Here is a 24972-nt window from a genome sequence, read left to right as displayed (position 1 = left end):
AGGAACCTTGCTCGTCTGACGTTGGGCTATGTTAAAAGGCTATATCCGCTCAGCCTTTGTCCTACAGGATCCAGTATGCCGTTCACCGCCAAACCGCTCTCAGGTCTGAAAGTCATCGAATTGGGCACCTTGATCGCCGGGCCGTTTGCCTCGCGCATTTGCGGTGAGTTCGGCGCCGAAGTGATCAAGATCGAATCCCCCGACGGCGGTGATCCGCTGCGCAAATGGCGAAAACTCTACGAAGGCACCTCGCTGTGGTGGTTCGTGCAGGCGCGCAACAAAAAGTCCCTGACCCTGAACCTGAAACACCCGGATGGCCTCGCGATTCTGAAAAAACTGCTGAGCGAAGCGGACATCCTGATCGAGAACTTTCGCCCTGGCGTGTTGGAAAAGCTCGGCCTGGGCTGGGACGTCCTGCACGCCCTCAACCCGAAACTGGTAATGGTGCGGCTGTCGGGGTTCGGTCAGACCGGGCCGATGAAAGATCAACCTGGTTTTGGTGCCGTCGGTGAATCCATGGGCGGCCTGCGCTACATCACCGGTTTCGAGGACCGGCCACCGGTGCGCACCGGGATTTCCATCGGCGACTCGATTGCCGCGCTGTGGGGTGTGATTGGCGCGCTGATGGCGTTGCGTCATCGCGAGGTCAACGGTGGCCAGGGCCAAGTGGTGGACGTGGCGCTGTATGAAGCGATTTTCGCCATGATGGAAAGCATGGTCCCGGAGTTCGATGTATTCGGTTTCATCCGTGAACGCACCGGCAATATCATGCCGGGCATTACGCCCTCCTCGATCCACACCAGCGCCGACGGCAAGCACGTGCAGATCGGCGCCAATGGCGATGCAATCTTCAAACGCTTCATGCTGGTCATCGGTCGTGAAGACCTGGCCAACGACCCAGTGCTGTCCAGCAACGACGGACGCGACAGCCGCCGTGACGAGATTTACGGGGTGATCGATCGCTGGGTCAATTCGCTGCCGCTGGACACCGTGCTGGCGCAGCTGAATCAGGCCGATGTGCCCGTCAGCCGGATCTTCAGCGCCGAAGACATGTTCAGTGATCCGCAGTATCTGGCCCGGGAAATGTTCCTGCAGGCCAAGCTGCCGGATGGTAAAGACTTCAAGATGCCGGGGATTGTGCCGAAACTCTCTGATACACCCGGCGATTGCGAATGGGTCGGGCCACAACTGGGTGAGCACAACGCACAGGTACTCCAGGAACTTGGCTATGACGCGTCGCAGATTGCACAACTGCGCAAAGACGGAGCCATCTAAGCTGAGGCGCCGGCTAGCGCAGTCCATCAGATTCTGCCTGGCGCATGGCGGGCGGGTAGTGCGCGCGTTGCTGGTTACGCTTCTGCTCGCCGGGCTGGCACCATCCGCGATGGCGCAACCCAAGGAAACGCTGATCTGGCTGATGCGTGATTTGCCGCCATTGACGATCTTCGAAGGACCGAAAAAACGCCAGGGCGTTATCGACCAACTGTTGCCGCTGTTGATCGCCGGCATGCCGCAATACGAACACACGCTGATGCGGGTCAATCGCGCTCGCGGCTTGCAAATGCTCCACGAGCCCTCCCTCACGTGCGACGCGGCGCTGAACAAAAGCAAGGAGCGCGAGCGCTGGATTGCGTTTTCCATTCCGGTTTTTCGGGCGATGAGTAATGGTGTGGCGGTTCGGCGCGTGGATCGTGAGACGCTGACACCCTTTATCCAGGACGGTGAACTGGACTTGGCCGCCCTGCTCGCCAGTGGCCGCGAGAAGCTGGGCATCATCGCCGAGCGCAACTATGGTGAGTACCTCGACGCACTGCTCAAGCAAGCGCCGCCCGACGCGCTGACGCTGCACTACGGCAACGACGCCTTGGGCAGTCTCCTGCAAATGCAACGTCTGGGACGATTGCGCCTGCTACTGGGCTATCGCCCGGAAATCCGTTACCAGGCCCAGCAGCAGGGAATCGCGGAGGATGAGCTGCAGTTTTACCCGATTCGTGGAGCGGAAAAATTCTTGTCCGGTTACATCGGCTGTACCGACACACCCAAGGGCCGGCAAGCGATCGTCGAGATCAATCAGCTGCTGCGCAAACTGCCCCGCGACCAGTTGAGCGAGGCTTACGCCGCGTGGCTCGACCCGGAAAGTCGCAGTGCTTACCTCGAAGAATCCCGAGTGTTCTTCGAGCGTCAGGCGCAGCCGTGACAAATCGCAGGCAAAAGAAACCCCGAGAAGTGGGGAGACGACTCGGGGTTAAACGTGGCCTACATAACGACCAGTGGCAGCAAGCTACAAGCACCGGAGCACAATGCTTGATCCTGCTGTTACATGGTCTGACGACCTGAGTGCAGGAAGGTTCCCACAAAAGAACAATTCAATTTCGACTGGCCAGGACCTTATCCTGAGCCGCATTGCGCAGCGCCGCGATGACGCAGGGTTCCAGCCGTCCTTCGGCAATCAGTACGTCGCGGTGCAAGCCGTCGACGACATCCGTCAGCAGACGGTAATCGGTTAACTGGGCTTGATTGAACGCCCGTTCGACCACGATCTCGCCGGCCGCATTCTTCAGTGTCACCAGGCATTCGCCATGGGCGCCCGACGGGGTCAGCGTGACCTGATACGGGCTCAGAGCCTCACCGAGCAATAGACTGATACTTTCCATCTCGATCACCACTCAATAGTCCGAAAACAAAGTGCCTTGGGGCGTGTTCACAATAAATGACCACTGGCCCGAGAAGAAAGTTCTGGATTCCAGGTGCAGACGCGTCGGCGTCCCTGGTCGATAGAGCATGCACGGCAAAGATGACAGGGAAAAAACAGCCGATTCACAGTTGCCTTGTCCGGTGGCCGATATCAGTCCATCCCCCCAGCAACCCTCGCAATTGGCCATCGGCGCTGTAAAACGGCACCGTCCACTGGTAGATGTCCCGGACACCGTTGTTGAACAGCAATTGACGTTCACTGAAGCGTGGCTTTCGAGTCTCCATCTGCGCCATGAATTCAGCATGCAGCAGCGCTGCGGTTTCCGCCGGCAGCACTTCGAGCTCAACCAGCTGTCGCCCCTGAACCTGGTCAAGACGGGTGCCGAGGCTCTCCTCATAACTTTTGTTGCACATGATCAAACGCCCTTGCAGATCACGGACAAACATCGGATCGGGCATGGCGTCAATCAACGCATGCTGGAAAGCAAGCTGATCGCCGAGTCCCTTCTCAGCGTCTACGCGTTGCTTGATCAGCGCCGCGAGCCTGCGGTTCCAGAGCAAGGAAAGCAGTCCGAACAGGCTGACGATAAACATGCCCCAGCATACCCAGTGAGTCATCTGCCGCCAGCGAGAAGGTGACTCGACGGGAGCGATACCGTTGAGCCATTTCAGGCGAATGGCACGCAAGTCGGCCGCAGGAAAGGCCTCCAGCGCCTTGTTGAGAATGCTCAGCAACGGCGACTGACCTTTGCGTACCGCAAGGTGATCGGCCTCCCATTTGCCCTCCAAACCGCGCCCGACCTTGAGCTGCCCCAACGGATAGAGCTGCGCTCCGATTTCATTTTCGATGGTGGCAAAGGCTTCACCACTTTCAACCAGCGCCCTGGCTTCAGCGTAAGTCTTGACCGTACGCAACTCGATCGCCGGGTAGTCGCGGCGAATCGTGCCTTCGAGTGCATGCCGGGCCGGCAACACCAGTACTTTTTTCGCCAACTGCGCCAGATCGTGCACGACCGGTGCGCCTGCCCGTCCGACAAACACCCATCCAGCGCCACCGAATGCATGACTGAAATCCAGGAACGCCTTACGCTCGTCATTCATTGCCAGCGTTGTGCTCATGTCCGCCTCGCCACTTTCCAGACGCCCAAGCAGCTGATCGGTGGAAAACGACTCTTCGTGAACAAACTGCAAGCCCGTCATGGCACTGATGCGATTGAGCAGATCGTTGTTCAGACCGCTCCACTGACCGTGTTCATCCTTGAACAGATAAAGCGGGTATTGCACCGACGAGACGATGACTTGCGGGTGCTCGGCAATCCACTTCAATTCCAGAGCATCCAGTTCGATGGTTGCGCCGACGCCCGCCCCCCTGGACTCGGGCGTCGCCAATTGCGCGGCCGCCCCTTCTTGAACAAAGCCCAGAACGCCGATCAAAAACATCCAGCACACGGCTGGTTTTAACCCTCTGAAAAACAGCATTACCACTTCCTTCGCAATCAACTCGCCCATCCTTTCTGGGGCGAAAACGAGACAAGTGTGGCATGCAGAAATGAGAAAGCCCGTCAGGAGACGGGCTTCAAAATGTGACAGCTTTTACCGGTTACAGAGGCTTGCCGCGGTTGCCATGCTGACTGACAAAGGCCTGCACGGCTTTCAAATCGTTCGGCAACACGGTGCAACGCTCATCTCGCTCAAACAAATCAGAAAGATGTGCAGGTAGTTCGAGCGCTTTTCCTACACCGGCTTTCTCCACTGCTTCCGGGAATTTGACCGGATGGGCCGTACCGAGGATCACCATTGGAATATCCAGGCTACGACGGCATTCGCGCGCAGCCTTCACACCGATAGCGGTGTGCGGATCCAGCAGTTCGCCGGTTTGCTCGTAGACTTCGGCAATGGTTTCGCAGGTTTGGGCGTCATCCAAGGCCAGGGAATCGAACAGTTTGCGGGCTTCGGTCCAGCGTTCCTGTTCGACGCTGAAACCGCCACCTTGCTTGAAGTTGTCCATCAAACCGGCAATCGCTGCGCCGTTGCGACCGTGCAGGTCGAACAGCAGACGCTCGAAGTTCGACGACACCATGATGTCCATCGACGGCGACAGCGTGGCGTGCAGGGTTTCCTTGACGTACTGGTTGCCGCTCATGAAGCGGTGCAGGATGTCGTTGCGGTTGGTGGCGACGATCAACTGATTGATCGGCAGGCCCATGTTGCGCGCCAGGTAACCGGCGAAGATGTCGCCGAAGTTGCCCGTCGGCACCGAGAACGACACCGAACGCGCCGGGCCGCCCAACTGCAGGGCTGCGTGGAAGTAGTAGACGATCTGGGCCATGATCCGCGCCCAGTTGATCGAGTTCACCGCCACCAGACGCGTGCCCTTGAGGAAGCTCTGGTCGGCGAAGCTGGCCTTGACCATTTCCTGGCAGTCATCGAAGTTGCCTTCAATGGCGATGTTGTGGATGTTCTCGCCGAAAAGAGTGGTCATCTGCCGACGCTGCACTTCGGACACGCGGTTGTGCGGGTGCAGGATGAAGATGTCGACGTTTTCGCAGTGCTTGCAGCCTTCGATGGCGGCCGAACCGGTATCACCGGAGGTGGCGCCGACGATGACCACGCGCTCGCCACGTTTTTCCAGCACATAGTCGAGCAAACGACCAAGCAGCTGCAGAGCGAAGTCCTTGAACGCCAGGGTCGGGCCGTGGAACAGCTCCAGCACCCATTCGTTGCCATTCAGCTGACGCAACGGTGCCACGGCGCTATGCGAGAACACACCGTAGGTTTCTTCAAGGATCTTTTTGAAATCGGCGTCAGGGATGCTGCCGGTGACGAACGGGCGCATCACCCGGAAGGCCAGCTCGTGATACGGCAGGCCAGCCCAGGAAGCGATTTCTTCCTGGGTGAAACGTGGCAGGTTTTCCGGGACGTACAGACCGCCGTCGGTGGCAAGACCGGCCAGCAGGACATCTTCGAAATTCAGGGCCGGTGCCTGGCCGCGGGTACTGATATAACGCATGACTGGCTCCAATAGACAGTGTTCGCAAACCCGGGCCCGCACGCAGGCCCGGTGAACGATAACGGCTTAGTTCAGGTGCTCGACGCGGATCCGAACGACCGGACCGACCACACCTGCCAGGGCTTCCAGCGCGGCGATCGCGTCGTTCATGTGCTGCTCCAGTACACGGTGGGTCAGCAGGATCATCGGCACCAGACCGTCATGCTCTTCGACTTCTTTCTGCATGATCGATTCGATGTTGATGCCACGCTCCGACAGGATGCTCGCGACCTGGGCCAGTACGCCCGGATGGTCTTTCGCCTGAATGCGCAGGTAGTAAGCGCTTTCGCAGGCCTCGATCGGCAGGATCGGGTGCGCCGACAGTGAATCCGGCTGGAAGGCCAGGTGCGGCACACGGTTTTCCGGGTCGGAGGTCATGGCGCGAACCACGTCCACCAGGTCGGCGATCACCGACGAAGCGGTCGGTTCCATGCCGGCGCCCGCGCCGTAGAACAGGGTCGAACCGGCCGCATCACCGTTGACCATCACCGCGTTCATCACGCCGTTGACGTTGGCGATCAGGCGATCGGCCGGAATCAGCGTCGGGTGCACGCGCAGTTCGATGCCGGACGCGGTGCTGCGAGCGACGCCGAGGTGCTTGATGCGATAGCCCAGCGCTTCGGCGTAGTTCACGTCAGCGGTGGTCAGCTTGGTGATGCCTTCGGTGTAAGCCTTGTCGAACTGCAGCGGAATGCCAAAGGCGATGGAGGCCAGGATCGTCAGCTTGTGGGCCGCGTCGATGCCTTCAACGTCGAAGGTCGGATCGGCTTCGGCGTAACCCAGGGCTTGCGCCTCGGCGAGTACGTCTTCGAAGGTGCGACCTTTCTCACGCATTTCGGTGAGGATGAAGTTGCCGGTGCCGTTGATGATCCCGGCAACCCAGTTGATGCGGTTGGCGGACAGGCCTTCACGGATCGCCTTGATCACCGGAATGCCACCGGCCACAGCCGCTTCGAACGCCACGATCACGCCTTTCTCGCGTGCCTTGGCGAAAATCTCATTACCGTGAACGGCGATCAGTGCCTTGTTCGCGGTGACCACATGCTTGCCATTCTCGATGGCCTTGAGTACCAGCTCGCGGGCAACGGTGTAGCCGCCCATCAGCTCTATAACGATGTCGATCTCAGGGTTCGTGGCCACTTCGAAGACATCGTTGGTAATCGCAATACCGGTCGTTTGGAACTGAGGCTTTGGCGTGCGCATGGCAATTTGTGCCACTTCGATTCCACGCCCGGCACGACGAGCAATTTCCTCGGCGTTGCGCTGAAGTACGTTGAAGGTACCGCCACCGACGGTCCCTAACCCACAGATGCCTACTTTGACCGGTTTCACTGTGAACTCCCCATAAAACGGCCGACTCAAGGCCGGCCGTGAAAACAGCCGCATACTCGCGGCTCTCTATTAATGGCCCGGCAAATGGTGCCGCCGGACCATGATCGTCAAAGGCTGGCCGTGACGATGCGAATTATTTCGCGCCCAGCGCCAGTTTGGCGACTTGTGGCGCAGGCTGGTAGCCCGGAATGACCTGACCGTCAGCCAAAACGATGGCCGGTGTGCCGTTCACGCCGATCGACTGACCCAGTGCGAACTGCTTGGAAACCGGGTTATCGCATTTGGCGGCCTTGATTTCCTTGCCGTCGACCATTTTGTCCATGGCAGCTTTCTTGTCTTTCGAGCACCAGACCGCTTGCAGCTGTTCGTCACCCGGCGAGCCCAGGCCCTGGCGCGGGAACGCGACGTAACGCACTTCGATGCCGCGCTTGTTCAGCTCAGGCACTTCGGCGTGCAGTTTGTGGCAGTACGGGCAGGTAGTGTCGGTGAACACGGTGATGTGCGATTTGGTTTCGCCGATCGCCGGGTAGACCACGGTTTCTGCAACCGGGATGGCGTTGACCAGTTTGGACACGCCCAGGCGTTCGGTCTTCTCGGTCAGGTTGACCGGTTTGCCGTCCTTGAGCTGGAACAGGTAGCCCTGCACCACGTATTGGCCATCGGCGCTGGCGTAGAGCACGCGACTGCCTTGCAGTTTGACTTCGTACAGGCCCGGCAGCGGACTGGCGGAGATGCTTTCTACGGGTACTTCCAGCTGGAGGTTTTCCAGGCTTTTACGAATGGCTTTGTCGGCCGCGTCATCGGCGACGGCAAAGGTACTGACCAACGCAATGGCTGCGGCGGCGAAAATCTGGATCAGACGCATGAGAACTCCTGAAGGCGGACAAATGGGACGATCAGAACGCCCGTGCCGAAACACCGGGTCATAACCGCCCATCGTGCAAACCGGCAAAGCCTACCACATAAGCCCCCTGTGGCCGAATGCGCCTGACGCAACACACATAATGGTGCGTATCTGATAACACTTGTTGTGGCGAGGGAGCTTGCTCCCGCTCGACTGCGCAGCAGTCGTAAAACAGGCACCTCGATTTTCCTGATTAGCCGTGGTCCATGGTTTTGGGGTCGCTTCGCGCCCCAGCGGGAGCAAGCTTCCTCGCCACCGGTGATTTGTTCCATCCGTCAGCCGCGCGGATGGTGTTTGGCGTGCAAGTCCTGCAAGCGGGCGCGGGCGACATGGGTGTAGATCTGGGTGGTCGACAGGTCGCTGTGGCCAAGCAGCATTTGCACCACTCGCAAGTCGGCGCCGTGGTTGAGCAGGTGCGTGGCGAAAGCGTGACGCAAGGTGTGCGGCGACAGCGACTTGCCGATCCCGGCGACCTTGGCCTGGTGCTTGATGCGGTGCCAGAAGGTCTGGCGGGTCATCTGCTCGCCGCGCTGACTGGGGAACATGACATCGCTGGGACGTCCGCCAAGCAATTCTTGGCGACCATCACGCATGTAACGCTCGACCCAGACAATCGCCTCCTCGCCCATCGGCACCAGCCGCTCCTTGCTGCCCTTGCCCATCACTCGCAGCACGCCTTGACGCAAGTTGACCTGTTCCAATGTCAGGCTGATCAGCTCCGTCACCCGCAAGCCACACGCGTAAAGCACTTCGAGCATGGCGCGGTCACGTTGGCCGATGGCTTCGCTCAGGTCTGGCGCCTTGAGCAGCGCTTCTACGTCTGCCTCCGACAGAGACTTAGGCAGCGGCCTGCCCAGTTGGGGCATATCGACACGTAGGGTCGGATCGACGGCAATCAGCTTTTCACGCAGCAGATAACGATAAAAGCCACGCACACCGGAGAGAAATCGTGCCGTGGAACGGGGTTTGTAGTTTTGCTCCAGGCGCCAGGCCAAGTGATCGAGGATCAATTCGCGGCCAGCATTGATCAGTTCCAGGCCCTTTTCCTGCAACCAGCCATTGAACAAGGCCAGGTCGCTGCGATAGGCATCGCGGGTGTTATCGGAAAGACCTTTCTCCAACCACAGCGCGTCGAGGAATTGGTCTATCAATGGATGATCGATGGCGGGCATAAAGGCTCAGGCAAGACCGACAGTACGGTCAGGGAAGATAAATCGCAGGCAACAAAAAAGCAGCCCGTAGGCTGCTTTTTTCTGCATCGGAAGCTGGACTTAAGCCAGTTTTTCCTTGATGCGAGCTGCTTTACCGGACAGGTCACGCAGGTAGTACAGCTTGGCTTTACGTACGTCACCGCGACGTTTAACGGCCATGCTGTCGATTTGCGGGCTGTAGGTCTGGAAAGTACGCTCTACGCCAACACCGTTGGAGATTTTACGAACGGTGAAAGCACTGTTTACGCCGCGGTTACGCTTGGCGATAACAACACCTTCGAACGCTTGCAGACGCGAACGGTCGCCTTCCTTCACTTTCACCTGAACGACAATGGTGTCGCCCGGGGCAAAGGTAGGGATCTCTTTGGTCATCTGCTCTGCTTCGAGTGCAAGGATGATTTTGTTAGTCATGCTGTGCTCCTAAGGTAAATCGTCGATTTACCATCGATACGTTGTTAACTATCGTCCCGCTCGCGGATGTATTCCTCGAGCAGCTTCTTCTCTTCTCCAGAAAGCGAGCGGCTTTCCAGAAGATCGGCGCGTCGTTCAAAGGTCCTACCAAGGGACTGCTGTAAACGCCAACGCCGGATATGCGCGTGATTGCCACTTAGCAACACGTCGGGAACACGCTGATCCGCATACACCTCCGGTCGGGTGTAGTGCGGGCAATCCAGCAAACCATCCGTAAAGGAATCTTCCTCGGCGGAGTCCGCATGCCCTAAAGCTCCAGGCAGCAGTCGTGTAACCGCATCGATCAGGACCATCGCCGGCAGCTCGCCGCCAGACAGTACATAGTCGCCAATCGACCACTCTTCATCGACATGAGCCTCAATAAAACGCTCGTCAATGCCTTCATAGCGGCCGGCAATAAGGATCAATGCATCCAGATTCGCCAACTCGCGTACCGCCGACTGAGTCAGTTGACGGCCTTGGGGGGACAGGTAAATCACCTTCGCCGCCTCCCCGGCTGCTGCCTTGGCCTGAACCAGAGCATCTTCCAGGGGCTTGATCTTCATCACCATGCCCGGACCACCGCCAAATGGGCGATCATCCACAGTGTGATGTCGATCCGTCGTGTAGTCTCGCGGATTCCAACAGGTGAGCTGCAACAGCCCCTGTTTCACCGCACGACTGGTGATGCCGTACTCGCTGACGGCGGAAAACATCTCGGGAAACAAACTGATCACTTCTACGCGCAAGTTAGCCACGCTTAGAAGTCCGCATCCCATTCCACCTTCATCTCGCCTGCGGCAAGGTCGACGGCCAACACGCATTGCTCCGTATAGGGCAACAGGCGTTCGCGATCATCCAGGCTGCCAGCGCAAGGCTTGACCACCATTACATCATTGGCGCCGGTTTCCAGAAGATGATCGATTTCCCCAAGCAATTGCCCGAGTTGATCAATAACCTTCAGACCTTCCAGCTGGTACCAGTAGTACTCGCCGTCGGTCAATTCAGGGAACAGGTTGCGCGGCACACAGATCTCATAACCGGCCAGAAGACGAGCTTCTTCACGATCATCAAGACCCTTGAGCTTTGCGACCAGGAACTTGTCGTTCCCTCGTCCGCTGACCAGCTCGACCTGTTTCACATTGCCTTCGCGCTTGAGCGTCCAGGTTTTGTACTGCAACAGGTTTTCAGTCGGATCAGTAAAGGAATAAACCTTCACTTCGCCGCGAACGCCATGAACAGAATAAATCTTGCCGATAACGATCAAATCATCAGCAATGGCAGGCGTCGCGCTCATATTGCTCAGGCCGCAGCCTTAGATGCATCCTTCAACAACTGAGCAACACGCTCAGAAGGTTGTGCACCAACGCTCAGCCAGTAGGCTACGCGCTCTTGGTTCACGGACAGACGGACTTCTTGACCACGAGCAACAGGGTTGAAGAAACCAACCTGTTCCTTGTGCGAACCGTCGCGCGGGTTGCGGCTGTCGGTTACGGTCAAGTGGTAAAACGGGCGCTTTTTGGAGCCGCCAAGGGCAAGACGGATTGTTAGCATGTGAACATCGTTCCTGTAGTCGGTGCTGCAAATCTAAAGGCACAGCGGGCATAGCTGCCCGAAAGGCCGCATATTCTAAGGAATATCCGGACTTTTGCAAATGACTTTTTCCGGCGGCCTTCCGGTCGCCATCAAGATTTGCTATAGAGCCGTCGTTGAAAACGGCCAGTCAGCTCCCGCCAAGTGCGGGTTTGCTGGAGTTCCCACATTGCTGTGGTACTGCGCCGACATGACTGCCGGCGCGGATTCTTTACATCTTGGGCATGCCGCCGCCGGGCAACATACCGCCCATGCCGCGCATCATTTTGGCCATTCCGCCTTTTGCGGAGAATTTCTTCATCATCTTCTGCATCTGCTTGTGCTGCTTGATCAAGCGACCGATGTCCTGCACCTGAGTGCCGGAGCCCATGGCGATCCGGCGTTTGCGCGAACCGCTGATCAGCTCAGGGTCGCGGCGCTCGGCCGGGGTCATGGAATTGATGATGGCTTCCATCTGCTTGAACTGTTTCTCTGCCGCGCCCTGGGCGTTGCCCATTTGCGCCAGATTGACGCCGCCGATGTTCGGCAGTTTGTCCATGAGGCCGCCAAGGCCACCCATGTTCTTCATCTGTTGCAGCTGATCGCGGAAGTCTTCGAGGTCGAAGCCCTTGCCCTTCTTCAGCTTCTTGGCCAGTTTGTCGGCCTTGTCCTTGTCGAGGGTCGCTTCCGCCTGTTCGATCAGACTGAGCACGTCGCCCATGCCGAGAATGCGCGAAGCGATCCGCTCGGGGTGGAACGGCTCGAGCGCGTCGCTCTTCTCGCCCATACCGATGAACTTGATCGGCTTGCCGGTGATGGCGCGCACCGACAGCGCGGCACCGCCACGGGCATCGCCGTCGACCTTGGTCAGGATCACACCCGTCAGCGGCAATGCATCGCCGAAGGCCTTGGCCGTGTTGGCGGCGTCCTGGCCAGTCATGGCGTCGACTACGAACAGGGTTTCGACCGGGTTGATCGCGGCGTGCAAGGCCTTGATCTCGCCCATCATCTCTTCGTCGATGTGCAGACGACCGGCGGTATCGACGATGACCACGTCGATGAATTTCAGTTTTGCTTCTTTAATAGCCGCTTGCGCGATGTCGACCGGCTTCTGGCTCAGGTCGGACGGGAAGAAGGTCACGCCGACTTCACCGGCGAGCATTTCCAGCTGCTTGATCGCCGCCGGACGGTAAACGTCCGCGGACACGACCATGACCGACTTCTTCTTGCGCTCTTTAAGGAAGCGCGCGAGTTTGCCGACGGTGGTGGTTTTACCCGCACCCTGCAAACCGGCCATCAGGACCACGGCCGGCGGAACGGCGCTCAGGTTCAGGTCTTCGTTGGCGGCGCCCATCAGGCTTTCGAGTTCGGCCTGGACGATCTTCACGAAGGCCTGGCCCGGCGTCAGGCTGCGAGACACCTCGGTGCCGACGGCGCGCTCCTTGACCGAATTGACGAAGTCTTTCACCACCGGCAAGGCGACGTCGGCTTCGAGCAACGCCATGCGCACTTCGCGCAGGGTGTCTTTGATGTTGTCCTCGGTCAGCTTGGCCTTGCCGGTGACATGGCGCAGCGTCTGCGAGAGACGGTCGGTTAAGTTTTCAAACATTGCGCGATCCTTTCAGGCCCTGTGTAGACCGGGATAATGGCGGCCCAGACCGGAATAAACATGAGCTCGGCGAGCCTGCGGCGTGGGCAGGTCGCGGATTATAGCGAAGACTGCGTCTGGCGGACACCTCGTCGTCAGGTTGCATGGTCTTTCGTGCTACAGGGGTTCTATGCCAAACTCAGCGCCTTTCGGGCTTGCCTAACAGGATTTATGCTCCCCTTGTCACCCAGTTTGCTGACTACCCTCGCCGCCGCCTGCTTATACGCCGCTGCGACCCTCTATCAAGGCTCTCGCCTGGCCACTGGTGCCAAGGCGAACAAGCGCCTGCTGGTCACGCTCGGCGTACTGGCCGTGCTGGCTCACAGCGCCAGCCTGTTCACCCACCTGCTGACCCCGATCGGCCTGGGCCTGGACTTTTTCAGCGCGGCCAGCCTGATTGCCGCGGCGGTCATCGCCCTGACCCTGCTGGCCTGTTCGCGGATCCCGGTGGAAAACTTGCTGATATTGCTGTTCCCGCTTGGCGCAGCCACGGTACTGCTGGCACAGTTCGCCCCCGCCGGCACGGTACAGGTCATCGACGAAGAACCGGGTATTCTTGCCCACATACTCTTGTCGATCCTTGCTTACGGCATGTTCACCATCGCCATGTTCCAGGCCTTGCTGCTGCTTGTGCAGGACCATCAACTCAAGCACAAACACCCGTCGGGCCTGATCAAGAACTTCCCGCCGCTGCAAACCATGGAAAGCTTGTTGTTTGGCTTCCTCTGGGCCGGCTGGACCCTGCTGTCGCTATCGCTGATTTCCGGCTGGCTGTTCGTCGACAACCTGTTTGCCCAGCACCTGGTGCACAAAACCCTGCTGGCTTGCCTGGCCTGGATCGTCTTCAGCGTGCTGCTATGGGGCCGTAACCGCCTCGGCTGGCGCGGACACAAGGCCATTCGCTGGACCCTCGCCGGCTTCTGCCTGCTGATGCTGGCCTATTTCGGCAGTAAGCTGGTCCGTGAATACATCCTGCATATCTGACGGGCGGCATTAATGGACGACTTGCCCATAGGGCCGATGCTCGCGGTATTGGCCCTGCTGATCTTATGGTCGGGGCTGTTTACCGCCATCGAAACGGCACAACAGCACTTGCTGGCCCAGCGCACCGCCTCGCGTTCCAGCGACAAACCGGTCGCGAAACTGAGCTTCCCGCTCAACAGCCTGATTTTCTGCAATACCCTGTGCCGGGCACTGGCGGTGGTCATCAGCACCTTGCTGGCGACCTTCATCTGGGCGGAAAACGGCCCATGGATTGCCTGCCTGGGTGCAGGGGTCGCGCTTCTGGTGTTCGCCGACTACCTGCCGCGCACCCTCGCCGTGCGCTATCCCGACGCAGTGCTGTCCCTGGGCAACACGCTGCTCGGCGCGCCACTGAAAATCATCTACCCGGCCGCCTGGCTGCTCAATGGCTTCACCCGGCTGCTGATGCGACCGTTTGCCCGCAAGGTCAAAGTGGTGCAACAAAGCGAAGACGAGAGCCCCAGCGAGCGCAAGGACGATCACGAAGCCGTCTGCCGCCCCCACCCGCTGGCGGGCATCCACGCGCTCGACAACATCACGGTCAACGACATTCTGGTGACGCGCAGTGACGTCGACGGGATCAACCTCGACGACTCCCTCGCAGAGATCATTGAGCAACTGCGCAACAACAAGCGTACCCGCCTGCCAGTGTTTCACAGCGACATCAACCAGGTCGAAGCGGTACTCAACACCCGGCAGATCCGCCATTTGCTACCCGATGCGAGCCTGACCCGCGAAGCGCTGCTGGCCGCCAGCCACGAGCCGTACTTCGTGCCGGAAAGCACGCCGCTGCAATTGCAACTGCTGAATTTCCACAAACAGCAGCGGCGCCTGGGCATGGTGGTCGACGAGTACGGCGAAGTGCTCGGCATCGTGACCCTGGAAGACATTCTCGAAGAAATCGTCGGCGAATTCGAAAGTCAACACAGCCTGGACAACCCGCACATCCACCCGCAGGCCGATGGGCGACTGATGATCGAAGGTGCGGCGTCGATTCGCGAATTAAACAAGAGCCTGGGCTGGCAACTACCCAGCGACGGCCCGAAAACCCTTAACGGCTTGGTGACCGAGGCGCTGGAGACGATTCCGGACAGTGCGGTGTGCCTGAAGATCGGGCGTTATCGGCTGGAAATTCTGGAGACGGAAGACAATCGCGTTACGCGCGTGCTGATCTGGCATACCAGCTCGGTTCCAGCCGTTATCTAAACCCTGACACCTGCCCTGGGGTGTGGGGTTTATCTGTGGCGAGGGGATTTATCCCCGTTCGGCTGCGAAGCAGTCGTCAACCAATTACATGCGGTTTGACTTTGAAGTGCTGGGGCCGCTTCGCAGCCCAACGGGGCGGTGAGACGTTTCGATAAATCCCCTCACCACAATTGCATTACCACCCCTTAGTCTTTGTTGTCTTTGCCAGCCTGTTCAATAGTGTCATCGCCAACCCAGGCCCCTTGTTTGATCGTTAGCCACCTTCCTATAATCGAACCCGCTTACCCAAGCCCCAGCCGAACCACGTGCTTACCCCGCACGCAGCAGGTTCCGGCCTGACCATCAACACTTTCCGCACTACACCGACGACTGTTCCTACCTTGAGCAGCGGCCGCGCCTCACTCCCACATCCCTGGGTGTTCGACCATAATAATTCGCTCCACTGGGGCACATGACTGTCAGGGATAACCGCATGACGACCAGCACGACTTATACCGAGACCACGCCCACCCAACCGACGAACTCCGCCACCCGAGTAGCCACGGCGAGCTTTATCGGCACCGCTATCGAGTTTTACGATTTCTACGTCTATGCCACAGCCGCTGCACTGGTGATCGGCCCGGTGTTCTTCCCGCAGACTTCCGGCACCGCCCAGATGCTCTCGGCATTCCTCACCTTTGGCATCGCCTTCCTTGCTCGCCCCTTGGGATCGGCGCTGTTCGGGCACTTCGGTGACCGCGTCGGGCGCAAATCGACGCTGGTCGCCTCGTTGCTGCTGATGGGCGTGTGCACCACGCTGATTGGCGTGTTGCCGGGTTATGACAGCATCGGGGCCTGGGCGCCGATCCTGCTCTGCGTGCTGCGGTTCGGCCAAGGCCTTGGGCTGGGTGGCGAATGGGGCGGTGCGGCGCTGCTGGCGACGGAGAATGCGCCCAAAGGCAAGCGCGCCTGGTTCGGCATGTTCCCGCAGCTCGGCCCTTCGATCGGCTTTCTGGCGGCTAACGGCCTGTTCCTGACGCTGGCCATGACCCTGAATGACGAGCAGTTCCGCTCGTGGGGCTGGCGGATTCCGTTCCTACTCAGCGCCGCGCTGGTGATGGTGGGTCTGTATGTGCGCCTAAAACTCCACGAAACCCCGGTGTTTGCCAACGCCATGGCCCGCCAGGAGCGAGTGAAGATCCCGCTGGTCGAGCTGTTCAGCCAGTACTGGGCGCCGATGCTATTGGGCGCCGGGTCGATGGTGGTGTGCTACGCACTGTTCTACATCTCGACGGTTTTTTCGCTGAGTTATGGCGTATCGACACTCGGCTACAGCCGCGAAACCTTCCTCGGCCTGCTGTGCTTCGCCGTCCTGTTCATGGCGGCGGCAACACCGCTGTCAGCCTGGGCCAGTGATCGATACGGGCGCAAACCGGTGCTGATCATCGGCAGCGTGCTGGCGATCCTGTCGGGATTCTTGATGGAACCGCTGCTGACCCAAGGCTCGACGTGGGGCGTGGCGCTGTTCCTGTGCATCGAGCTGTTTCTGATGGGCGTGACGTTTGCACCGATGGGCGCGCTGCTGCCGGAGCTGTTTCCAACGCATGTTCGGTATACCGGCGCGTCGGCTGCCTACAACCTGGGCGGAATCGTCGGGGCCTCGGCGGCGCCGTTCTTCGCACAGAAACTAGTGGCGATGGGCGGTTTGAGTTATGTCGGCGGGTATGTGTCGGGGGCGGCAGTGCTGAGCTTGATTGCGGTGCTGTGCCTGAAGGAGACGCGGCATAACGATTTGAATCGGGTGGCCTGAAGCAGAAGCATCGCCAGCAGGCTGGCTCCCACATGGAAATTGGGTGTACACAAAATCTGTGACCAACCAATAACCCTGTGGGAGCTAGCCTGCTAGCGATAGGCGCACCTCGGTTTACAACTCGACTACAACAGCCTGAGAAGCGCGGGTTGCCTTGGCACGAGCCGCTTCAATCGACTCATCCCGCGCCAACGCCACGCCCATCCGGCGCTGGCCATTGACCTCTGGCTTGCCAAACAGACGCAACGCCGTATCCGGTTCGCTCAACGCAGCCCCCAGGTTGGCGAACGCGGTCTGGGTCGACTGCCCTTCTACCAGAATCACCGCCGAAGCCGATGGGCCGAACTGACGGATCAACGGAATCGGCAAACCCAGAATCGCCCGTGCGTGCAACGCGAACTGCGACAGGTCCTGGGAAATCAGGGTCACCAGACCGGTGTCATGCGGGCGCGGCGAGACTTCGCTGAACCACACCTGATCACCTTTGATGAACAGCTCGACGCCAAACAGGCCGCGACCGCCCAGGGCTTCGGTGACGGCTTTAGCAACGCGCTCGGATTCGGCCAGGGCAATCGGGCTCATGGCTTGTGGCTGCCAGGATTCCTGATAGTCGCCCTTCTCCTGACGGTGACCAACGGGCGCGCAGAAAGTAGTGCCGCCGACGTGACGCACGGTCAGCAAGGTGATTTCGTAGTCGAAGTCGATAAAGCCCTCGACGATCACGCGACCTTTACCCGCACGGCCGCCTTCTTGAGCGTAATCCCAAGCGGTTTTCACATCATCAGCGCTGCGCAGCAGGCTCTGGCCTTTGCCCGACGAACTCATCACTGGCTTGACCACGCACGGGAAGCCCAGGTCCTGGACGGCCTTGCTGTAATCCTCGAAGGTGTCGGCGAAGTGGTACGGCGAGGTCGGCAGGTCCAGCTCTTCGGCGGCCAGGCGACGGATGCCTTCGCGGTTCATGGTCAGCTGCGCGGCACGAGCGGTCGGGATCACGGTGAAGCCTTCGGCTTCCAGTTCCACGAGGGTCGCGGTGGCGATGGCTTCGATTTCCGGCACGATGAAGTGCGGCTTCTCGGCTTCGATAACGGCACGCAGGGCGGCGCCGTCGAGCATGTTGATTACGTGGCTGCGATGCGCGACTTGCATGGCCGGTGCGTTGGCGTAACGGTCGACGGCAATCACTTCAACGCCCAGGCGTTGCAGCTCGATCACCACTTCCTTGCCCAACTCACCACAGCCACACAGCAATACGCGGGTCGCGGTTGGCGACAATGGAGTTCCGATACGGGTCATCTCAGGTCCTCAAGAAGCGGATCATCGAGGGTCGCGGCGCCTGGCGCGCTTCCCATGGGGAGAAAGCGCGGCATTTTACATGAACCGCAGGGTTTGGCTTCAGCTGGCGACAGCCTGTTTGCGCAAGCGCCAGGCCATGATCAGCCACACGACCGTTACGCCGGCGAACTTCGAGCCCATGGCGGTAAGGATCACGGCCGGGGTGAAGGCATCGATCATGCCGAAGAAGATAAAGGTGTCGAGGGGAATGCTCAGGGCCGAACTTATCCACAGGCGATCGTGCAACGGGCGTTTGGTGATGCTGAACACCAGCCAGTCAATGCACTCGGACACCGCGAAGGCCGTGGCGCTGGCCAGCGCGATGGACGGATCGGAAGTGACATAGGACAGGACCAGCGCCGCCAGCATCGCCGCAATGGCGCCATGGCCGAAGCGGGTTTGCACCATATCGCGCAGGACAAACACCAACCCGCCCCAGGCCGACCAGATGATGTCCAGGTGCGGGGCGGTGGAAAAGGCGTAGTTGATCAGCACGACGCTGCTGATGTAGGCGATCAGGAAGAACATGGGGTGGCGGGATACCTGTCAATTTGGCGCACAGGGTACTTTATCTTGGGCTCACAATTAACCCTGTGGCGAGGGAGCTTGCTCCCGCTGGGGCGCGAAGCGGCCCTGAAATCAGGGGGCGCGGCGTGTCAGGTTGAATGTGTTTGTCAGCTATGGGCTGCTTCGCAACTCAGCGGGAGCAAGCTCCCTCGCCACAAAAAACCTCATCAGCCACAAAAGCTCACAAGGCTCAGGAATCGGATCTTGAAGGCAGCATCCAGATCAACCCACTCGACTTGGCCCGCTCATGACACAACCCCAACACCCTGCGGCGCTCTTCGTTGTCCATCCGGCTCCAGCGCGTGATCTCTTCGACCGTGCGCTGACACCCGGTGCAGATATCATCCTCGTCCAGCGCACAAATGCTCACACACGGCGATGAAACCGGTCGTTCGGTGGCGCTCATTCTTCCTGCTCGACCAGATCACGGGCATAACGCTGCGAATTGTGCACATAGTGCGCAGCGCTGGCCTCCAGCATCTTCTTTTGCGGCTCGGTCAGCTCACGCACCACCTTGCCAGGCGAACCCATAACCAGCGAGCCGTCGGGAATCTCCTTGCCCTCACCGATCAGCGAGTTGGCGCCGATGATGCAGTTCTTGCCGATTTTCGCGCCGTTGAGAATCACGGCATTGATACCGATCAGGCTGTAATCGCCCACGGTGCAGCCGTGAAGCATGGCGTTGTGGCCAATGGTCACGCCGGTGCCGATGGTCAGCGGGTAGCCCATGTCGGTGTGCATCACCGTGCCGTCCTGGACGTTGCTGTTCTTGCCGATCAGGATCAATTCGTTGTCGCCACGCAACACGGCGTTGAACCAGACGTTGGCGCCCTCTTCCAGTTTGACCTTGCCCACCAGCACGGCATTGGGTGCGATCCAGCTCTGCGGATGGGTGTCGACGCGGGCATCGCCCAGGCGATATTTCATCTTGTTTTCCTCAAGGCTCAGGCAGCCGCGATTCACGCCATACGAACGATGGCTTCAACTATTGATAAAGCTTTTGGGCGGATGGTGCAGACTGATGTCGGCGTCATAGAGCAGGTTGATCAGTTCAACGATCATGATCGCCGTCAGCCCCCAGATTTTGTACTCGCCGTAACGATAACTCGGCACGTACCAACTGCGCCCCTGGTAATCGATGCGGTGGGTGTGTTCCCGAGGGTCCTCACGGAAAAACTCCAGAGGCACGCTGAACACCGCTGCGATCTCGGCATCGTTGGCCAGGTACTCGACAAAATCCGGAATCACCCCGACATAAGGCGTGACCTTGATACCGTGCAGGGAGATCAGCGGGCTCAGCGGGCCAATCACTTCGACCAGCCCAGGCGGCAAGCCGATTTCTTCTTCGGCCTCCCGAAGCGCGGTGAAAATCAGGTCCGGGTCTTCGGGGTCGCGCCGACCGCCGGGAAAGGCGACTTCTCCGCCATGGGTCGAGAGCCCGCTGGCACGCAGGGTCAGAATCAGTTCCGGTTCGTCGCTGCGGGTGATGGGCACCAGCACTGCGGCTTCGGGGAAACGTCGATCGGTTTCCAGGGTACGCGGCGTGTGGTTGCTTACCCGGTGAAGTAGCTCGTCCAGCATGAGTCTTCTCGATTTGTTCTCTACCTCGCATCATGCACCAATCACACCGGCCGCCCAACCCCATAACCACTGCATGTCGCTAAACGACAACTTGCCGACAGACACCGCTGCACGCCAAGATAGGCGCAGCATTCAGGAACCCCAGCATGAAATTTTGCAGTCAGTGCGGCAACCCGGTCACCCAGCGCATCCCCGAAGGCGATTCGCGCCAGCGTTTTGTCTGTGACAGCTGTCAGGCGATTCACTATCAGAACCCCAACATTGTCGCCGGCTGCGTGGCGACCTGGGGCTCGAAAGTGTTGCTGTGCCGGCGCGCCATCGAGCCTCGGCTCGGTTACTGGACCCTGCCCGCCGGTTTCATGGAAAACGGTGAAACCATCGAGCAGGCGGCCATTCGCGAGACCGCCGAGGAAGCCTGCGCGCGGGTGCGCAACCTGAACATCTATACGTTGATCGACGTGCCGCACATCAGTCAGGTGCATGTATTCTTTCGCGCGGAGCTGGTGGACCTGGATTTTTCCGCCGGCCCCGAGAGCCTGGAAGTGCAGCTTTTCGACGAAGCCGACATCCCGTGGTCCGAGTTGGCTTTCCGCACGGTGGGCCGTACCTTAGAATGCTTCTTCGCTGACCGGCGGACCGGGGTCTACCCCGTGCGGTCCGAATCGATCCCGCCGCTTGTCCAGCCTGCCATCACCTAAAAGCTCCTGGCTCCAAAATCACCTATAACTAACTAAATAGTCGCGACACCTTTCAGGGATATCGTTTCAATGCGCTGGTTGCTTGCCGTGTTTTGCTTGTCGTTCGTCGCTATGTCACAGGCTTCCGTTGCGGAAACCCTGAACGGCAAAGTCATCGAAAAAGTTCTGGTGCTCAAATCCGCCCATCAATTGCAATTGATCAATGACGGCAAGCCGCTCAAGACCTATCGCATATCCCTGGGCAAACGGCCCAAGGGGCCGAAACTGATGGAAGGCGACAAGCGCACGCCTGAAGGTTTCTACTGGCTGGACTGGCGCAAGGTCAGCGATAAATTCAATTTGTCGATGCACATCTCCTACCCGAACATCAGCGACTCTGCCCGTGCCCGGCGCGAAGGCGTCGAGCCTGGCAGCATGATCATGATCCATGGCACACCGGACACCGAAGAAACCCCGGAAGACCTGTTCCACACCCTGGACTGGACCGACGGCTGCATTGCCATGCGCAACATGGACATGCGTGAGGTTTGGGGCCTGGTGCCGGATGGCACGATGATCGAGATTCGGCCGTAATCCCGTAATCCCGTTACCTGTGGCGAGGGAGCTTGCTCCCGCTGGGCTGCGAAGCAGCCCCAAGTTCGGCCTGACACCGCATTCTCCGATTTCAGGGCCGCTTCGCGGCCCAGCGGGAGCAAGCTCCCTCGCCACACAAAGCCACCTGCTGCTATCCAGCTACGTGTCTGACCGCTACCTTCGGTCGCTCCTCGAAAAATAAATTCAAAAGATCGCAGCCTGCGGTAATGACTGCCGGGAAGATACCAATCCTCCCGGCAAGCGTTACCGCAGGCTGCGATCTTTGCGTTCAAAACCTCCACCTCTAATACCACTTAATACCAAACCCTAACCCCACCACCCAACAGGGCAGGCTTTCCGACGCCAACAGCAAAGTACTGGCATTGACATGGTATTCAAGTGGTATTAATTTTCGGCCATTCGCGGAACACAACACTCCAATATCCGCATCGGACATCCCTGACATGAATGACCTCCAGGCCCTACGCCCTGACGACACCCAGCCCACGCCGCTGTACCTGCAACTGGCGCGCAATCTGGAAGCGGCGATCCATGCCGGCCAGTGGAAAGCGGAGCAGGCCATGCCCTCGGAGCGCAACCTCAGCGAGCTGCTGGGCATCTCCCGCGTCACCGCCCGCAAGGCACTGGAAGTCTTGTTCGAACAAGGCCTGATCCGCCGCAACCAGGGTTCCGGCACGTTCATTACGCCGCGCCTGGAACAACCGCTGTCGCGCCTCTCGGGTTTCAGTGAGATGTTGCGCCTCAAGGGCTTCGTTCCCGGCTCGCAATGGCTGGAACGGGAAATCACCCCGCCGACCCACGAAGAACTGATCCGTCTCGGCCTCTCGCCCAACGACAAAGTCGCGCGGCTCAAACGCCTGCGCAAAGCCGACGACACGGTGATGGCGATCGAGATGAGCACCCTGCCCGCCTCGATCATCCCCAAGCCGCAAGCGGTGGGCGATTCCCTCTACGAATACCTCGACGGCATCGGCAAACCGATCGTCCGCGCGTTGCAGCACATCCAGGCGATCAACGCCTCGGACGAATTCGCCGCCCTCGTCGGTATCGCCCCCGGCACCGCCATGCTGCTGATGACCCGGGTCGGCTACCTGGAAGACAACACACCGATCGAAGTCACCGACACCTACTGCCGCAACGACTACTACGACTTTGTCGCAGAGCTTCGTCGATAACCCGCTTCGCCGCTAAAACCGAGAACAGATCATGTCCGAAGACAACATCCTCACCGCCCACGGCTGGGTTCGCGGCCGGCTGATTCACGAACACGGCAAGGTCGTGTCCATCGAAGGCGTGCCGTGCGATCCGGCCGACAACGACTTGCCCTACCTGCTGCCCGGCTTCATCGACCTGCACGTTCACGGCGGCGGTGGCAAAGACATTATGGAAGGTGCTCCGGCCTTCGAAACCATCACCAAAACCCACGTGCGTTTCGGCACAACCTCGCTGCTGGCAACCACCATGACCGCGCCGCCGGAGGAGATTTCCAGCGTGCTCAAAGCCGTCGGCGAGTTCTGCGAGCAGCGGCCAACAGGCTGCGCCCGGGTCCTCGGCGTGCACCTGGAAGGCCCGTACATCAACCCCGGCAAACTCGGTGCCCAGCCGAACTTCGCCCACACCGCGCTGATGGCCGAAGTCGAGGACTACCTGGCGCTGGCACCGATCCGGGTGATCACCATCGCCCCGGAAATCGCCGGCCACGATGCCTTGATCCGCACCCTCAGCGAGCGCGGCATCCGCATGCAGATCGGCCACACCCTCGGCAGTTACGAGGAAGGCGTCGCCGCGCTGGCGGCGGGTGCCAGCAGTTTCACTCACCTCTATAACGCCATGAGCCCGCTGCATCATCGCGAGCCGGGCATCGTCGGTGCGGCGCTGGCCCACGCCAAATACGCGGAGCTGATCCCGGATTTGCTGCACGTGCATCCCGGCGCCATGCGGGTGGCCCTGCGGGCGATCCCATGCCTGTATTGCGTCACCGATTCCACCGCCGCCGCCGGCATGCCGGACGGTGAATACAAGCTCGGCAGCCACACCGTGACCAAATGCCTGGGCGGCGTGCGCTTGCCCGACGGCACGCTGGCCGGCAGCACGCTGACCATGGATCAGGCGCTGCGCAATCTGGTGAAGATCGGTTTGCCGATCGCCGAGGCGTCGCAACGTCTTTCGCAATTTCCCGCCGACTACCTCGGACTCGAAGAACGCGGCCGCCTGCAACCTGGCAGCTGGGCCGACTGCGTGCGGCTGGATCGCTCACTCACACTCACCGCCGTCATGGTCGAAGGAGAAGACATTGACTTCAAAAATGCTTGAAGAGGCGCTGTCCTCGTTCGAGGCCGTGCAAGCCCAACTGCAGCAACTCGACCCGCAGATGATCGAGATCGCCGGACGCCTGCGCCGTCAGCCGCCGCAAGTCGTGATGACCGTCGCCCGCGGCAGTTCAGACCACGCCGCCAGTTACTTCGCCTACCTGACCATGCAGCAACTGGGCTTCCCGGTGGCGTCGCTGCCGATGTCGGTGGTGACCATGCTGCAAGCACCGCTGAAGGTCAGCGGCCAGGTGGCGTTTGCGTTTTCGCAGTCGGGGCAAAGTCCGGACCTGGTGAACAGCCTGCGCCTGTTACGCAAACGCGGTGCACTGAGCATTGCCATGGTCAACGCCGAAAGTTCGCCGCTGGAGGCCGCGTGTGAATTCAGCCTGCCGCTGTGCGCGGGTACAGAAACCAGCGTCGCCGCCACCAAGAGTTTTATCGCCACCCTCAGCGCCAGCGCCCGTCTGATCGCCCACTGGAAAGAAGACGTGGAATTGCTCGAAGCCGGCAATGCCTTGCCGGAAGGTCTGCGCGAAGCGGCGCAACAGGATTGGAGCCTGGCCATCGACGCCCTGCGCGATTGCCAACGCTTGATGGTGATCGGCCGTGGCGCCGGTTTTGCCATCGCTCAGGAAGCAGCCCTGAAGTTCAAGGAAACCTCGGCGATTCAGGCCGAGGCCTTCAGCAGCGCCGAAGTCCGTCACGGCCCGATGGCGTTGATCGATGAAAACTACCCTCTGCTGATCTTCGCCCCACGGGGTGCCGAGCAGGCCGGTTTGCTGAGCCTTGCCGCGGACATGCGCCAGCGTGGTGCCCGCGTTCTGCTGGCGGCACCGGATGACATTGCCGAACGTGACCTCACGCTGACCCGCGCCGAACACCCGGCCCTTGATCCGATTCTGGCAATCCAGAGTTTCTACGTCATGGCCGCTGGTTTGGCCGTGGCCCGTGGCATGGACCCGGACCAGCCGCGGCACCTCAGCAAAGTCACACGAACCCACTGAGCT

26 protein-coding genes are annotated in these 24972 nt (G+C 59.8%); 10 read left to right on the top strand and 16 right to left on the bottom strand.

Features of this window, described 5'->3' with window-relative positions; all coding sequences use genetic code 11:
• Positions 1-75: 75 nt before the first annotated feature.
• Both ACA068_RS05815 and ACA068_RS05810 read left to right on the top strand, forming a co-directional pair.
• On the top strand, positions 76-1275 hold the full coding sequence (locus ACA068_RS05815) for a CaiB/BaiF CoA transferase family protein (RefSeq protein ID WP_497308310.1): 1200 nt from the start codon (positions 76-78) through the stop codon (positions 1273-1275).
• Positions 1229-2197 carry a TIGR02285 family protein gene (locus tag ACA068_RS05810; RefSeq protein ID WP_497308308.1) on the top strand — a complete coding sequence of 323 codons (969 nt, stop codon included), beginning with the start codon at positions 1229-1231 and terminating at the stop codon, positions 2195-2197. The genes ACA068_RS05815 and ACA068_RS05810 overlap by 47 nt, the downstream gene beginning before the upstream one ends.
• A 169-nt stretch (positions 2198-2366) precedes the next feature.
• Here the strand turns inward: ACA068_RS05810 and ACA068_RS05805 are convergent, their stop codons facing one another.
• The 11 genes from ACA068_RS05805 to ffh form a co-directional block, all read right to left on the bottom strand.
• Positions 2367-2654 carry a DUF3509 domain-containing protein gene (locus tag ACA068_RS05805; protein WP_497308306.1) on the bottom strand — a complete coding sequence of 96 codons (288 nt, stop codon included), beginning with the start codon at positions 2652-2654 and terminating at the stop codon, positions 2367-2369.
• A gap of 163 nt (positions 2655-2817) precedes the next feature.
• Positions 2818-4173, bottom strand: a complete 1356-nt coding sequence (locus ACA068_RS05800) for a transporter substrate-binding domain-containing protein (RefSeq protein ID WP_497308304.1) — start codon at positions 4171-4173, stop codon at positions 2818-2820.
• 121 nt (positions 4174-4294) lie between these two features.
• Positions 4295-5704: a threonine synthase gene (gene thrC / locus ACA068_RS05795; protein WP_497308302.1), complete on the bottom strand. Its 1410-nt coding sequence runs from the start codon at positions 5702-5704 to the stop codon at positions 4295-4297.
• Between the two features lie 66 nt (positions 5705-5770).
• Positions 5771-7075, bottom strand: a complete 1305-nt coding sequence (locus ACA068_RS05790; protein ID WP_010462982.1) for a homoserine dehydrogenase — start codon at positions 7073-7075, stop codon at positions 5771-5773.
• A gap of 133 nt (positions 7076-7208) precedes the next feature.
• On the bottom strand, positions 7209-7940 hold the full coding sequence (gene dsbC, locus ACA068_RS05785) for a bifunctional protein-disulfide isomerase/oxidoreductase DsbC (protein ID WP_219095835.1): 732 nt from the start codon (positions 7938-7940) through the stop codon (positions 7209-7211).
• A gap of 314 nt (positions 7941-8254) precedes the next feature.
• Entirely contained in the window at positions 8255-9151 is an 897-nt protein-coding gene (xerD, locus tag ACA068_RS05780; protein ID WP_010462986.1) for a site-specific tyrosine recombinase XerD, read from the bottom strand.
• 99 nt (positions 9152-9250) lie between these two features.
• Positions 9251-9601: a 50S ribosomal protein L19 gene (rplS, locus tag ACA068_RS05775; RefSeq protein ID WP_003175895.1), complete on the bottom strand. Its 351-nt coding sequence runs from the start codon at positions 9599-9601 to the stop codon at positions 9251-9253.
• A 44-nt stretch (positions 9602-9645) separates the two neighbouring features.
• Positions 9646-10419, bottom strand: a complete 774-nt coding sequence (gene trmD / locus ACA068_RS05770) for a tRNA (guanosine(37)-N1)-methyltransferase TrmD (protein WP_497308300.1) — start codon at positions 10417-10419, stop codon at positions 9646-9648.
• Entirely contained in the window at positions 10401-10937 is a 537-nt protein-coding gene (gene rimM / locus ACA068_RS05765) for a ribosome maturation factor RimM (protein WP_497308298.1), read from the bottom strand. The genes trmD and rimM overlap by 19 nt, the downstream gene beginning before the upstream one ends.
• Positions 10938-10942: 5 nt before the next feature.
• Positions 10943-11194 (bottom strand): 30S ribosomal protein S16, encoded by a 252-nt coding sequence (rpsP, locus tag ACA068_RS05760; protein ID WP_010463010.1) that lies wholly within the window; start codon positions 11192-11194, stop codon positions 10943-10945.
• 250 nt (positions 11195-11444) lie between these two features.
• Complete coding sequence (ffh, locus tag ACA068_RS05755; RefSeq protein ID WP_497308296.1) at positions 11445-12821, bottom strand: signal recognition particle protein; 1377 nt, start codon at positions 12819-12821, stop codon at positions 11445-11447.
• Positions 12822-13031: 210 nt separating this feature from the next.
• Here ffh and ACA068_RS05750 point away from each other — a divergent pair, with 210 nt between their 5' ends.
• The 3 genes from ACA068_RS05750 to ACA068_RS05740 all read left to right on the top strand — a co-directional run bounded on the left by ACA068_RS05750 (position 13032) and on the right by ACA068_RS05740 (position 16878).
• Positions 13032-13844 (top strand): cytochrome C assembly family protein, encoded by an 813-nt coding sequence (locus ACA068_RS05750; RefSeq protein WP_497308294.1) that lies wholly within the window; start codon positions 13032-13034, stop codon positions 13842-13844.
• A gap of 12 nt (positions 13845-13856) precedes the next feature.
• Complete coding sequence (locus ACA068_RS05745; protein WP_497308292.1) at positions 13857-15089, top strand: transporter associated domain-containing protein; 1233 nt, start codon at positions 13857-13859, stop codon at positions 15087-15089.
• Positions 15090-15561: 472 nt separating this feature from the next.
• Complete coding sequence (locus ACA068_RS05740; RefSeq protein ID WP_497308290.1) at positions 15562-16878, top strand: MFS transporter; 1317 nt, start codon at positions 15562-15564, stop codon at positions 16876-16878.
• Positions 16879-16992: 114 nt separating this feature from the next.
• Here ACA068_RS05740 and purT read toward each other — a convergent pair whose 3' ends face one another.
• The 5 genes from purT to ACA068_RS05715 all read right to left on the bottom strand — a co-directional run bounded on the left by purT (position 16993) and on the right by ACA068_RS05715 (position 20361).
• Positions 16993-18174: a formate-dependent phosphoribosylglycinamide formyltransferase gene (gene purT, locus ACA068_RS05735; protein ID WP_461957368.1), complete on the bottom strand. Its 1182-nt coding sequence runs from the start codon at positions 18172-18174 to the stop codon at positions 16993-16995.
• A gap of 99 nt (positions 18175-18273) precedes the next feature.
• On the bottom strand, positions 18274-18741 hold the full coding sequence (locus tag ACA068_RS05730; protein WP_010463021.1) for a preQ0 transporter: 468 nt from the start codon (positions 18739-18741) through the stop codon (positions 18274-18276).
• Positions 18742-18970: 229 nt separating this feature from the next.
• On the bottom strand, positions 18971-19186 hold the full coding sequence (locus tag ACA068_RS05725) for a DUF1289 domain-containing protein (RefSeq protein WP_497308288.1): 216 nt from the start codon (positions 19184-19186) through the stop codon (positions 18971-18973).
• The gene (locus tag ACA068_RS05720) at positions 19183-19707 is read right to left on the bottom strand and encodes a gamma carbonic anhydrase family protein (RefSeq protein WP_497308287.1); all 525 of its coding nucleotides are present in this window, start codon (positions 19705-19707) and stop codon (positions 19183-19185) included. The genes ACA068_RS05725 and ACA068_RS05720 overlap by 4 nt, the downstream gene beginning before the upstream one ends.
• Positions 19708-19761: 54 nt before the next feature.
• Positions 19762-20361 carry a CoA pyrophosphatase gene (locus tag ACA068_RS05715; protein ID WP_497308285.1) on the bottom strand — a complete coding sequence of 200 codons (600 nt, stop codon included), beginning with the start codon at positions 20359-20361 and terminating at the stop codon, positions 19762-19764.
• Between the two features lie 146 nt (positions 20362-20507).
• Here ACA068_RS05715 and ACA068_RS05710 point away from each other — a divergent pair, with 146 nt between their 5' ends.
• The 5 genes from ACA068_RS05710 to ACA068_RS05690 all read left to right on the top strand — a co-directional run bounded on the left by ACA068_RS05710 (position 20508) and on the right by ACA068_RS05690 (position 24969).
• The gene (locus tag ACA068_RS05710) at positions 20508-21059 is read left to right on the top strand and encodes an NUDIX hydrolase (RefSeq protein ID WP_497308284.1); all 552 of its coding nucleotides are present in this window, start codon (positions 20508-20510) and stop codon (positions 21057-21059) included.
• A 69-nt stretch (positions 21060-21128) separates the two neighbouring features.
• Complete coding sequence (locus ACA068_RS05705; RefSeq protein ID WP_497308282.1) at positions 21129-21632, top strand: L,D-transpeptidase family protein; 504 nt, start codon at positions 21129-21131, stop codon at positions 21630-21632.
• A 464-nt stretch (positions 21633-22096) separates the two neighbouring features.
• The gene (locus ACA068_RS05700; RefSeq protein ID WP_010463034.1) at positions 22097-22828 is read left to right on the top strand and encodes a GntR family transcriptional regulator; all 732 of its coding nucleotides are present in this window, start codon (positions 22097-22099) and stop codon (positions 22826-22828) included.
• Positions 22829-22859: 31 nt separating this feature from the next.
• Positions 22860-23966 carry an N-acetylglucosamine-6-phosphate deacetylase gene (gene nagA, locus ACA068_RS05695; protein ID WP_497308280.1) on the top strand — a complete coding sequence of 369 codons (1107 nt, stop codon included), beginning with the start codon at positions 22860-22862 and terminating at the stop codon, positions 23964-23966.
• Positions 23959-24969 (top strand): SIS domain-containing protein, encoded by a 1011-nt coding sequence (locus ACA068_RS05690; RefSeq protein ID WP_497310539.1) that lies wholly within the window; start codon positions 23959-23961, stop codon positions 24967-24969. Before nagA ends, ACA068_RS05690 begins: the two co-directional genes overlap by 8 nt.
• The last annotated feature ends 3 nt before the right edge of the window (positions 24970-24972 follow it).

The sequence above is a fragment of the Pseudomonas sp. LBUM1660 genome (genome assembly GCF_059695935.1).
This window is presented reverse-complemented; position numbering and strand designations above follow the sequence as displayed.